At 38.0% G+C, this 12,012-nt stretch carries 12 protein-coding genes and 5 tRNA genes; 5 read left to right on the forward strand and 12 right to left on the reverse strand.

Translation table 11 applies throughout. From position 1 onward, the window contains the following. Positions 1–19 precede the first annotated feature (19 nt). The 4 genes from AC3FI7_RS15945 to AC3FI7_RS15960 all read right to left on the reverse strand — a co-directional run bounded on the left by AC3FI7_RS15945 (position 20) and on the right by AC3FI7_RS15960 (position 3,937). Positions 20–2,041: an SPFH domain-containing protein gene (locus AC3FI7_RS15945; RefSeq protein ID WP_142723629.1), complete on the reverse strand. Its 2,022-nt coding sequence runs from the start codon at positions 2,039–2,041 to the stop codon at positions 20–22. A gap of 121 nt (positions 2,042–2,162) precedes the next feature. After that, a complete protein-coding gene (locus AC3FI7_RS15950) occupies positions 2,163–2,819 on the reverse strand; it encodes a hypothetical protein (RefSeq protein WP_491460489.1) in 657 nt (218 codons plus the stop codon). 1 nt (position 2,820) lies between these two features. Then, positions 2,821–3,522, reverse strand: coding sequence for a PspA/IM30 family protein (locus tag AC3FI7_RS15955; protein WP_491460490.1), 702 nt, complete (start codon positions 3,520–3,522; stop codon positions 2,821–2,823). Positions 3,523–3,541: 19 nt separating this feature from the next. Beyond that, the gene (locus AC3FI7_RS15960) at positions 3,542–3,937 is read right to left on the reverse strand and encodes a type III secretion system chaperone family protein (RefSeq protein ID WP_142723626.1); all 396 of its coding nucleotides are present in this window, start codon (positions 3,935–3,937) and stop codon (positions 3,542–3,544) included. A gap of 121 nt (positions 3,938–4,058) precedes the next feature. On the opposite strand from AC3FI7_RS15960, the gene AC3FI7_RS15965 reads away from it, so the two are divergent. Next, positions 4,059–4,679, forward strand: coding sequence for a helix-turn-helix domain-containing protein (locus tag AC3FI7_RS15965; RefSeq protein WP_491460491.1), 621 nt, complete (start codon positions 4,059–4,061; stop codon positions 4,677–4,679). 92 nt (positions 4,680–4,771) lie between these two features. Here AC3FI7_RS15965 and AC3FI7_RS15970 read toward each other — a convergent pair whose 3' ends face one another. The 6 genes from AC3FI7_RS15970 to AC3FI7_RS15995 all read right to left on the reverse strand — a co-directional run bounded on the left by AC3FI7_RS15970 (position 4,772) and on the right by AC3FI7_RS15995 (position 6,248). Next, entirely contained in the window at positions 4,772–5,476 is a 705-nt protein-coding gene (locus AC3FI7_RS15970; protein ID WP_343660627.1) for a hypothetical protein, read from the reverse strand. A 160-nt stretch (positions 5,477–5,636) separates the two neighbouring features. After that, positions 5,637–5,720: transfer RNA gene (locus AC3FI7_RS15975), tRNA-Leu, on the reverse strand. A gap of 75 nt (positions 5,721–5,795) precedes the next feature. Beyond that, positions 5,796–5,877 (reverse strand) — tRNA-Leu (locus AC3FI7_RS15980). Between the two features lie 119 nt (positions 5,878–5,996). Then, positions 5,997–6,080, reverse strand: a tRNA-Leu gene (locus AC3FI7_RS15985). A 6-nt stretch (positions 6,081–6,086) separates the two neighbouring features. Beyond that, positions 6,087–6,162, reverse strand: a tRNA-Gly gene (locus AC3FI7_RS15990). Between the two features lie 4 nt (positions 6,163–6,166). Beyond that, positions 6,167–6,248, reverse strand: a tRNA-Leu gene (locus tag AC3FI7_RS15995). 177 nt (positions 6,249–6,425) lie between these two features. On the opposite strand from AC3FI7_RS15995, the gene AC3FI7_RS16000 reads away from it, so the two are divergent. From AC3FI7_RS16000 to AC3FI7_RS16015, 4 genes are read left to right on the forward strand one after another with little or no spacing between them, the layout of a single operon-like run. Then, the gene (locus tag AC3FI7_RS16000; protein WP_041461994.1) at positions 6,426–6,803 is read left to right on the forward strand and encodes a DUF3127 domain-containing protein; all 378 of its coding nucleotides are present in this window, start codon (positions 6,426–6,428) and stop codon (positions 6,801–6,803) included. A 58-nt stretch (positions 6,804–6,861) separates the two neighbouring features. Next, positions 6,862–7,515, forward strand: coding sequence for a leucyl/phenylalanyl-tRNA--protein transferase (gene aat / locus AC3FI7_RS16005; protein ID WP_142723623.1), 654 nt, complete (start codon positions 6,862–6,864; stop codon positions 7,513–7,515). Continuing rightward, on the forward strand, positions 7,502–8,380 hold the full coding sequence (locus tag AC3FI7_RS16010; protein WP_491460492.1) for a DMT family transporter: 879 nt from the start codon (positions 7,502–7,504) through the stop codon (positions 8,378–8,380). Before aat ends, AC3FI7_RS16010 begins: the two co-directional genes overlap by 14 nt. 47 nt (positions 8,381–8,427) lie before the next feature. Continuing rightward, positions 8,428–9,291: a hypothetical protein gene (locus AC3FI7_RS16015; RefSeq protein WP_491460493.1), complete on the forward strand. Its 864-nt coding sequence runs from the start codon at positions 8,428–8,430 to the stop codon at positions 9,289–9,291. A 45-nt stretch (positions 9,292–9,336) separates the two neighbouring features. Here the strand turns inward: AC3FI7_RS16015 and AC3FI7_RS16020 are convergent, their stop codons facing one another. After that, positions 9,337–10,719, reverse strand: a complete 1,383-nt coding sequence (locus AC3FI7_RS16020) for a tetratricopeptide repeat protein (protein WP_142723620.1) — start codon at positions 10,717–10,719, stop codon at positions 9,337–9,339. A gap of 207 nt (positions 10,720–10,926) precedes the next feature. After that, positions 10,927–11,895, reverse strand: coding sequence for a quinone oxidoreductase family protein (locus tag AC3FI7_RS16025; protein ID WP_343660625.1), 969 nt, complete (start codon positions 11,893–11,895; stop codon positions 10,927–10,929). Between the last annotated feature and the right edge of the window lie 117 nt (positions 11,896–12,012).

Genomic DNA, 12,012 nt, shown 5'->3' on the forward strand with positions numbered 1-12,012 from the left:
CATCTAAAAGACTTTTGTATTAAACGTGGTTATTGTTCACCGGTTTATTTTCCACACCGAGGTGTTTAGCCATATCAAGCGCTCTTTCCAGAATTCCTTTTTCCTGTTGAGTGGCAACACTGTTCAGTTTAAAGATCAGGGAAGCTATACTCATATTTTTGATATCGTCTGAGGAAATTTTGTATTTGTCTACCATTCCCATCACTTTTCCGATGATATTTTCTCCATCGCCCAGAAGATTTTCTTTTACAATCTGTGCGTTTTCGCTGTGGCTGATGAATTTGTCAAGCCCTTTTCCTGCAGAAACCTGCCTGATAACGTTGTCGAAGAAAGTATTGTCACCTCCTACAATATCAATTTTTGCAGATTTGAAGGCTTCTGCCAGTACCATAGACTGTGCTTCTGCAATATCTTTCTGAATTGCAATCTGAGCCAGCTCCACATCTTTTTCTTTAGCAAGCTGAAGACGGAATTCTTCGTGTTCTTTTCCGGCATCGTTCAGTTTCTTCATGGCTTCTGCCTTCTCTGTAATTCCTGCGGCTTCTGCCAATGCTTTTTCTTTGATCACTTCTGCCTGCGCAATTCCTTCTTTCTTGGAGGCATCTGCTTTTTTCTCAATCACCACGGCTTCTACAATTCCCTGTCTTTCTGCAGCATCTGCTTTTGCATGCATTACCTGAGCTTCAGATAATCCTACGGTAGCCTCTTCTTTGGCTTTTGCATCCGCGATGATTTTTCGGGCTTCTGCTTCTTTTTCGGCAGCATCTCTTTTTGCCTGTGCTTCAATGACGTATTTCTGGGCATCTTTCTCGGCAGCCAATCTGCGGGATTCTGCGGCTCTTGTTTCTTCAATCAGTTTTTTCTCAGCTTCCTGAGTGGCAACGGTAATTTCTACCTGCTTGTTTCTTTCTGCTGTTTTGAAGGCTTCCAGGTCTTTGATTCCCTGCTGCTCTTCCACAACGGTCTTCTCCATGGTCAGACGCTCACGGATCGCATCCTGAATGCTTTTCTTCTCAAGTTCTATGGCTTTTTCTTTTTCAATTTGGGCAAGAGAGACAATTCTTTCTCTTTCCGTAGCTTCAAGCGCTTTATCTTTTAGTACTCTTTCTGTTTCTACCAGATCTGCACGTTCTTTATTTTTAGCAGCAATAACAACCTGGCGAAGCTTGTTTTCTTCAGCTATCTGCAGTTTTTCTTCTGTTGCAATCCGAACGGTTTCATATCTCAGACGCTCTTCTTCTTCTACTTTCAGAATTTCTGCATTTTCACGGGCTTTGATATTGGCTACTTCTCTTTTTTGAGATTCTTCTTTTTCTGCCAGCTGTTTTTCAAGCTCAAGAATAGCTTCGCGGGCTTCTACGTTCTGTTTTGTAATGGTTTTTTCTTCATCACGGCGAACCTGATTAGCCTTAATATTCTGAGTGGCTGTAAGCTCTGTAATTTTTTTAATCCCTTCAGAATCAAGGATATTGTCTTTATCTAATTTATCAATGGAAGTCTGCTCAAGATAGTCTATCGCACAGTCATCCAGAACATACCCATTAAGGTCTGTCCCTATAATATCAAGGATTTCCTGACGGAATTCGCTTCTTGCTTCGTATAATTCGGTGAAATCAAATTTCTTTCCTACTGTTTTAAGGGCTTCTGAAAATTTTGCTTCGAACAGTTCTCTTAATGTCTGGGCATCTGAAGCACGCTGACAACCAATGGTTTGACCTACATTCACGATATCATCTACTGATTTGTTGACACGGATAAAAAACGCCACCTGAATATCTGCTCTCATATTGTCTTTACAGATTAATCCTGCTCTTCCCTCTCTTGAAATCTCCAGCTTTTTTACGGAGATATCCATAGACTCCATACGATGGATGATGGGAATGACAATACCCGCATTAAAGAAGACTTTTGTACCTCCATAACCAGTTCTTAAAATAACGATTCCCTGAACGGTCTTTTTATACATCGATAAAATCCAGAAAATCAGTCCGACTGTTGCTACTACGGCAACAATTATTCCAGCAATTAAAGGTAAGTTCATAGTTTTATAAGTTTATAGTTATATATAGATTGTGTTTTTGTTTATAAAAATTGGCAGACGATATCCAGGATATAGGCTAACAGGATCAAAAAAATAGTTATCATGGTTATTAGTTTTTATTTTAATATCTCATTGACCGCTTTACGTAGTAAATCCTTTTTTCAGGTTCTTCATCTACAATCATGACGCGGCTTCCGTATTCCAGCCTGCTACCGTCCTGACTTCTCACCATCAGAGTCATAGGATCACTTCCGATAAAGACTTCCATCATTCCTATTTTATCATCCTGAATGCTTGATTTCAAACGGCCCTCTCTTCCTAAAAAAGCATACGATAATTCTCCTTTATGATTGATCTCTTTAAAAAAGGGATTCAGGGGTTTAAGAATGATTTTGGTTAACAGCATTCCTCCTATCATTAGCGGGAATAAAATCAGTATTCCGGCCCATGTTGGTAGTGGTATAAAATAATTCAGATAAAATGAGCCCAGCCATGTGATCAGCAGTGAAAGCGTAAGAAAGTACGTCACCGGAACGATATCCAGATTCAAAAATTTCAGGAAGTGCATCCATGCCGAAGGATCATGATCAGGCGTGTGAAGATGGCCGTCCGGAACATCTATATCTGCATCTGCATCAAGATCAGAATGAATGCCTACATCGATATCCAGCCCTGTAAGAATGGTAAAGAGCCAATAGATCACTGATAGCCCAAGCAGGACCGTCAGCACTGTATTCACCGGAGAAAATGCTACATTTAAAAATTCCTGAAAGGTCATTTTAGCCTTTTTTTAGTGTTTCTTTTAATCTGTTTAAAGCTTCTTCAGCTTTTGTATCGTTATTGTTTACCATGGCATCTATTTCCTCATCAATACTTTTTGCTGACTTCGAAATATCAGAATAGGCTTCTGCAAGGGCCTCCTGCTGTACCACCCGATCTTTCAGTTTTTCCAGCATGCTTACTGTACTTCCGGTATCCATCTGAGTCATCTTCTGATTGATATCTTTCGTGGCTTCACTTACCTGAACTCTTGCCCTCAGGGTTTTCAGCTCATTTTCCCATTTGGCGATACTGGACTTCAGATGATTGATACTTCCCTGCATCTTTTCGCATTCATCGTATTGCTTTTCATGTTCTTTCTGAAGAGTTTTTGCATTTTCCAGGGAAGCAGTCTGTTTTTTCAGGGCTTCTTTGGCAAGGCGGTCTGCTTCTGCAGCTTCCACTTCTCCTTTTTCAGCTTTCTGCACAATGACAACAGCCTTATTATAATAATCTTTAGCCGTTTGCTCTTCTGTTTCTGCTTCATTCTTTTTCCGAATAGCAAGAGCTTTTAACTGAGCAAGCGCTTCTATGCTTTTTGCCAGCTGTTCTTTCATTTCACGGATACCCTCTTCCGTTAAATTGATTGGGTCTTCAAAGCTTTCGATCACAGAATGGATCTCCGCTTTTCCTATTGTTAACAATCTTTTGAAAATGTTCATTTTAAATATCTTTTGTGAATTACTTACTCATTTCCAGCATTTCTGTTGTAAATTCCCCCACAAGGATCCCTAAAGAATTGATGGAAGCCATCACTTCGTTTTGTGCCATATTATCAGTTGGAAGCGTATCTCTGAAAATCACCCGTCTTCCGGTTCCGTCCAGTACAAATGCCCCGTGAACAATGTCTCTGTTTTTCTGAAGCAGTCTCAGAAATATTTTTTCGGATGGATTTTTGATTTCAAAAAGAAACTGCTCCATGATCAGAATAGAGTCTGAAATGATCAGGATCATGTTTTTTATCCCGTTGGATTCTTTTTCAATGATTAAGATTCTCTGAGTTTCATCTTCCAGCGTGATGTTAAACTCATAATCTAACAACCACTCTTTGACCGTTCTGAATATTTGATTTCTCATAATGGCTGGTTTAGTGTTTTATTTTCTCTACACAAATATAAAATAAAATTTTCAAAATGCAAATATTATTAGCAATTATTTATTTCAGATTCTCTATCTTTGCAAAAAAGATTAGACAAAAATGAGCTTCTTCGGAACTAATATTAAGAAAATAAGACAGGTGAAAGGACTAAGCCAAAAGGCTTTTGCTGATTTATTTGATTTAAACAGAGGAGTCATAAGCTCTTATGAGGAAGGCCGTGCCGAACCTAAGATTGAAACCATATTAAAGGTTGCGAATCATTTTAACCTTAATCTTGACAAATTACTGACTGAAACCATTCAGGTAAATCAACTGGTAAGTGTTTCTGATATTGATCAATTGATGCTTTTTCCTGAGCTGGCCATTCAAAACAGCAAAGAAGCACAGGTAAAAACTGAAGAAAATAATCCCAATTCAGCAGTTTTGCAAAAAATATTAGCATCTGTTGATCTCGTTTATGAATTTACTGCTGAAAAACATCCGCTCCCACACTATCAATATGGTGATATTTTATTTCTGAATAAAACAGATCTGAAAACGGAACCTATTAACAATTTGCTGATGTACACCAACAAAAACCTTCAGTATGCAACTGACCATCAGTCTATAAACAAAAACAACCAGGAATATTATAAGATCGTAGGATATGTTTCAACTGCTGAGAAAAATATTTTCACAGGCATTTTTGAAAGACTGGAAAAACTGGAAAGTAAATCATGAGAAATCCGTCATTAACCAGGTCAGAAATAAAAATCCTCTAAGTAAATGATTACTTAGAGGTGTTATTAAGTGAGATTTTAGAGCTAAAAGATTTATTTAAAATCTTTTTCCTCAATATTTTTATTATAGTACAAATCTACAAGTCGAACTTCCTGATTTCCGCTTTCAGAAATAAAAGTCGATTTAGTAGCATACCAAAGTTCCCCGAATTTTTTATAATCACTCTGTAAAACTGTTGAAAAAGCATTCTTTTCACCATTTTCCACTGTTTCCTCTTTACTCAGAAAAAATGATTTTACATCATAGTACAGATAAGTCACTTTTCCGGTTACATAAGTGGCCTTTATTTTATAATACATCTTTTCGGAATTTTCTTCAATAAGTTCAATCTTATATAACTTGGGATCTGTATAAGCAAGTTCATTCATGATGTACTTTCTGTCAGCCTTATCTTTAAATTCAGCCTGGTCAGCCACCTTTCTTTCCCCGTTTACCAATTCATAACCTGTTTTACCATCAAACCACGATCTGTAAACAATCCTTCCCTGATATTCAATTTCAAAACTTCCTTTATTGGGCACCATTTCCTTTGTAATCCAATTCACATTCCGCCCGTCCATCACCGTTTCAGATTTGGTATAAAGCGTTTTTATACTGCTCAGAAGTTTTTTTCCACCTTCTGCCTGAATAGCTTTTTCAATAATTTCCCTGGCTTTGTTTTCGCTGGATACTTGTGAGAATAATAGGTTAGAAGCAGCTATCATGCTAACGACTACAACAGTATTGAATAATTTCATGGTTTTGTTTTTTCTGAAGCAAATGTACCAAAAGACATTCTATGGTTTCTATTTTTTGGTAGAATATTTTAAAATTATAATGAATTCAATATAAAATCAATGAGAAATACGATCATTAAAAAACAAAAAAGCCCTCTGTAATATCTTACAGAGGGCTTTGTACCCCAGACGGGACTTGAACCCGTACGTCCTTGCGGACACAGGATTTTAAGTCCTGCGTGTCTACCAGTTCCACCACCAGGGCATGGTGTGGGCGAAAAAAAAGATTCGAACCAAGAGTTCCAATCTTCTCTGTGACTCCAGGAGTCTTTTCGCATAGTGCGGATGAAGGGACTCGAACCCCCACGCCTCACGGCACCAGATCCTAAGTCTGGCGTGGCTACCAATTACACCACATCCGCTGGTTTTTACCGATTACCTGTGCAGCATCAGCTATATTTCTTACAAATATAAGTTTTTTTTTAAAGAACTCTCTCTATAAAAACAAAAAACCCTCCGTATGATCGTACAGAGGGTCTTGTACCCCAGGCGGGACTTGAACCCGCACGCCAAAAGAGGCACAGGATTTTAAGTCCTGCGTGTCTACCAGTTCCACCACCAGGGCATGGTGTGGAGCGAAAAACGGGATTCGAACCCGCGACCCCAACCTTGGCAAGGTTGTGCTCTACCAGCTGAGCTATTTTCGCATAGTGCGGATGAAGGGACTCGAACCCCCACGCCTCACGGCACCAGATCCTAAGTCTGGCGTGGCTACCAATTACACCACATCCGCTGGTTTTTATATTGTAAGTTTTAAAGAGCTTGCTTCGTTTTTGTGAGTGCAAATATAGGACAATTTCCTTTAGTACCAAACTTTTCAGAGAAAAAAATTAAAATTTATACATTTTTTTTTCACGGCACCTTTTATTACATTTCATTTTCTTACTTTTACATCGTTAATATTTACGATATGGAATTACAAGGAACGGTAAAGAAACTTTTTGATGCTCAAACATTTGCGAGCGGGTTTCAAAAAAGAGAAATGGTTATTTTGACCCAGGAACAGTATCCACAGCCGATAAACATAGAATTTTTATCTGATAAAATCAGTTTATTAGATAACCTTAAAGAAGGAGAAAACGTAAAAGTAGGAATCAACATCAGAGGTAGAGAATGGGTTTCTCCTCAGGGTGAAACGAAATATTTCAACTCTATTACAGGGTGGAGAGTAGAAAAAGTATTTGATAATGCTTCAGAACCTACTCAGGCAATGCCTCAGCAATCTGCCTCTCCTGTTTCTAATGAGAATCCTTTTGCCGGAGACGATGATGATGATTTACCTTTTTAATTAAAGAATAAAGATCAATATAAATCCTGCTTTTTGAAGTGGGATTTTTTTTCTAAAAATGGTCCGATTAGACGAAAACGAGATTTCATTTCCAGACCCTGAGCTGTATGACGGTCACGAAGGAGTGGTTGCTTTTGGAGGTGACCTTTCCGTAGAACGTATTTGGTTTGCCTATCAGTTAGGTATTTTTCCCTGGTACAATCCAGGAGAAGAAATCCTTTGGTGGTGCCCGGATCCAAGATTTGTTCTTTTTCCGGCAGAATTAAAGGTTTCGAAATCAATGAGAAAGATATTGAACCGAAATGTTTTTACTTTCTCTGAGAATCAGAATTTCAGGGAAGTGATCAGAAACTGCCAGCAAGCTGCACGAAAAGGACAAACAGGAACATGGCTTTCTGATGAACTGATGGATTCTTTTATTCAGCTTCATGAGTATGGACTGGCAAAAAGCATTGAAGTATGGCAGGATGAAGAGCTTGTCGGTGGTTTTTATGGCCTGCAGATCGGCGGTGTTTTCTGTGGAGAAAGCATGTTCGCAAAGGTGAGCAACGCTTCCAAAGCAGGGTTTATCCATTTTGTAGAAAACAACAAAAACATATTAGAGTTAATTGACTGCCAATCCCATACAGAACACCTTGAGAGCTTGGGCGCAAAAATGATTCCTAAAAAAGAATTTCTAAAAATTTTACACGAAAATAATGAACGCAGATAAAGAAAAGTGGGTTCTTCTGGTTATCCTGAGCATCATTTGGGGATCTTCCTTTATTTTAATCAAAAAATCACTGGAACATTTCAATCCTTTTCAGGTGGGATCCTTAAGAGTTCTTATTGCCGGGATTATTCTGCTTCCGATTGCTATTTCAAATTATAAGCTGTTTCCTAAAAAACATATCAAGTGGTTAATTCTGGCTGCTTTTACAGGAAACTTTATTCCGATGTTCCTGTTTCCGATTGCCGAAACTGAAGTAAGCAGCAGCATTGCAGGAATCATCAACTCTATGATGCCGATTTTTGTGATTATTGTAGGAGCATTGGTATGGAGGTTTGAAACAACCAAAAAACAGATTATAGGGACATTCATAAGCTTTACAGGTGTTTGTATCCTGGCATTTGGAGGAGGCGACAGTGGGGAATTTAAACTGATCCCCATTCTACTGCTCTTATTGGCAACGTTATGTTATGCCTTGAGTACAACTACTGTAAAATCAAAACTCATGGAGGTTTCCTCTACTGTTTTATCTGCTTTTGTTTTCTCTTTTGTTTTATTTTTCCCATCTGTTATTGCATTGACATGTACAGGGTTCTTCTCAGAATTCACCTTTTCAAAAGATAACCTGCTTGGTCTTATGTTTGTCAGCCTTTTATCCGTTTTCGGTACCGGACTTGCCATGATGATGAATTACAGGCTGCTGAAAGTTTCAAGCCCTCTTTTTGCTTCAACCGTAACTCTGGTAATGCCTATTGTTGCGATTATCTGGGGGATTATAGACGGTGAAAAACTGACTTATTTACAGTTTGTAGGGACAGCTATTATTATTGGCGGACTTTTATTTTTAAGAGCGAATCCCAAAAAGTAAAATCATATTATAAATTAAATTATATTTGAATGATTTAACTTATAACTATGAAAAAAATTCTACTTTGTGGCTATATAGCCTTATTTACCCTTTCATGTTACAGCTCTGATGATACTCCTTTTGACAACAGCGACCCTTCCAATCAAAATGTGATCCTTCCTACAAAGATGACCAAGGATGGGATTGTAATGAAAATCAATTACAACGGCACCAAAATCATCAGCATGATCAACAATATTAATCATGGACAAAGGATTGAGTTCACCTATACCGATGATTATGTGACCGGTATTAAAAACTACGAAAATAATGTTCTGGAAAGCACAGTTGAATATACCTACAATAACGGACGTATGGCAACAGCTGTTACCAAGGAATATTCTACCATCGGGACAGTGCAAAACACGGTCACATTTACCTATACCTACACCAGCAATTCAGAAATCAATGTAAAGAGACAGACGAATTCCGGAGCTGCCGGTTCTTCTACGATCAACAGTGTATTTACCTATAATAATGGAAATATGGTAAGCAATATAGGAACAGGAACAGGAACCGTAAATGGAAATACCGTTAGCTATACCGAAAAAGAGACTTATACGTACACAGACAAAAATTATCCTTTTAAAAATGTAAAGGGTTTTGATAAAATCATATTCAATGGAAACGAAAGTGATGGTGTAAGCATGTTATTTTCGAATATAAAAAACAGCTTAAGCAGCTATAAGGGTGAATTTACCAATACAACAGCCGGAGGCGGAACTGCTACCGGAACCACAAGTCATAAGTATACAACCACATTCAATACTGCCGGCTATCCATCTGTAGAAGACAGACAGGCGCTCGATGCCAACGGAAACCCGACGGGCAGTGCTTCTGATAAATTTATTTATGAATACAACTACCAATAAAAAAAACCTGCATTACTGCAGGTTTTCCTTATTTTATTAGACTGATTAATTCTTTTTCTTCACTTTATTTGCTTTTACCTTTTTCACCTCATCTTTAATAAAAGGATATTTTTTCTGCATATCTTTCACCAAAGAAGGATCAAGGTCTAAGGCTTTCTGAAGTGCTTCCATTCCTTTATCCTGATCTTTCAGATTGAAAAAGCAATTGCTCAGCTGATAAAACAGCTCAGCTCTGTGATGTTTCTTTATAGCTTTATTCAAGACCGTTATTGCTTCTTCATACTCTCCTACCAACATCAAAACTTCTGAATAGGCATACCAGTTATAAAACCTTGTAGGCTCAGCATCTACCAGCTTTTTCAGGCAGGAAAGACTTTCTTCAAATTTCCCTGAATCTATGAACAGAAAAGCTAATCTTTTCTGATAATCAAGGTTATTTTCATTCAGCTGGGTAGCTTCTTTGGCATAATGTAATGCTTCAGTCATTCCTCCCATTTCTTCATAAAGATAAGACTGCTCCATCATCGCAAGATAAAACTGAGGATCTTCTCTTAACGATTTCTGAAATGCATTCAGTGCAAGTATAGGCTGTTTTAATGCCTTGTTGCACAATCCGATCTTATAAAAAGTAAATGCCTTTGTATATTCCAGCTCAAGCATCTCCTCATAAGTCTCGATTGCCTTTTGATATTGTCCCAGGGCCTCATAGCAGGCTGCTTTATTGGCATACACTCCTACAGAGTTTGAGTTGATGGCCAGCAGATAGTCATAGCCTCTGATGGCTTCATCGTAATTTTTTCTGTTGAAATAGAATTGCCCATATTCAAACCATGCGGTTTCAGAATAAGGAAAATCATCTAAATATTCATTAAGAAAGGCTATTGCCTCCTCACTCTTATTCAGGTCACTGAAGCACACCATACAGTTTTCCAGCGCATATTCATCTGCCGGATCTTCTTTCAGTGCTTTTCTGTAATGTTTAAGAGCGTTAAAAGGATCTCCGAGATTCACATATTCATCCGCAATAAAGTTGTGGAGAAAGTTTTCTTCTTCCTCTAATGTCAAAGCTTTTTTGCAGATTTCAATGGATTTTCTGGGATTTCCTAAGTTCGAATAATACTTGGCGTAACAAACCAAAAAGTCTGTGTTCTCCATAGAAGCCCCTTTCAGTTCATCAATAAGTTCTTTCGCCGTATTATACTCTTCCCACTCCAGAAGGATCTCAAGTCTTTTGATCTTAATATCCAACGAATTAGGATGAAGCTTGAGTCCATAATTAACGGCCATGTCAGCGTAATTAAAATCACCCAGCTCCAAATAATAAACAATAATGTCTTCCAACTCTTCTGTATCAAAGTAGAATTCCTCATTGTTTTCCATCATTTCCTCGAACTTCTTTACAAGTTCATTTCCAAAATACTCTTCCAATAGTGTCCTCTTTGTCGGCCTGATGTCTGAATTTACTTGCAAACCTCGGCAAACGTTTAGTTAATAATACATCTGAAACTGATATTCAAATATTTATGCAAAGTTGCAACTTTTTTTTGAATTTTCCATTTCATAAATTTCTATTATAAAAATAGTAAAAAAAGAAAACCGATAAAAGGATTGTGGATAAAAAAATGGAAATTGGGGTTAAATTCTTATGACCAGGCGTTTTCCGCTTTGTATCTCACTATTCCAAACAGTTCCGATATTTTTAATATCAATATCTTGTGTTTCCATTTTAATTTTTCCCTCTACGGCTGCCTGAAAAATTCCGGGGATAATTTCTGAAAACAAAAGCATTGTTTCTTCTTTGGTCCAGCTTCCTAATCCGGATCCGGAAATCTGAATATCAGTTCCTCTCAGAATCTGTGAAGACAGCTGAATGTTATCTCCGCTCATTCCTCCTACGTTTACCAGCTTTGTTGTATGAGAAAAGTTTCCGTCTCCCTTAAGGGCAGATAATATCATTTCTACAGAATGTCCCCAGATATAATCCACAATAATATCTATAGGGGTTTCCTTATGGATCTCTTTTATTTTTTGCTTAAAATCACCACCTTCCTCCTTGAGAGAAATCACCTCACTGGCACCTAACTCACGTAGAACCAGCAGGGATTCTTCATTTCTTCCTGTAACGATAATCTTACCCGCTCCATATAGCCTGGCAATCTGAACCGCAATTCTACCCGTAATTCCCGTTGCTCCATTGATCAGAACAGTGTTCCCCTGCTGTAATCCCGCTTTGAATTTTAATGCCATAGCTGATCCCATCACCGCATTGGGCAATGCTGCTGCTATAGAGAAGTCCAGTTCTTCAGGAATCGGAATGATCATTTTTTTATCTGCTGCTGCTTTTTCTGCTACGGTTCCTTTTTTGCTGAAAAAATAGACTTTATCTCCGTTTTCCAGATATCCTGCTCCATCTGTGCCAATAATGGCTGGCTGATGTTCCTGATTATCTGTAGAATAATGATTTCCTCCCGCTCTGGCTCTGTCCAGATTTTTAACAGAGGCTGCTTTTACTGAAACTAAAATCTCATTTCCCTGTACTTCAGGGTCCGGAAAATCGGTGTATTGAGGAATATTTCCTTTTTCAAATACTACTGCTGCTTTCATTCTTTTTAATTTTTATACAAAATTATGAGGAGTGAACGCTATGGAGCGATAACATTTGTTATCAGTTTTGGATTTCGGGAAAGGAAGCCCAAAGTAGGAGACCGGAAGTTTATAAAC

The organism is Chryseobacterium sp. TQ-BC-N36 (genome assembly GCF_058382295.1).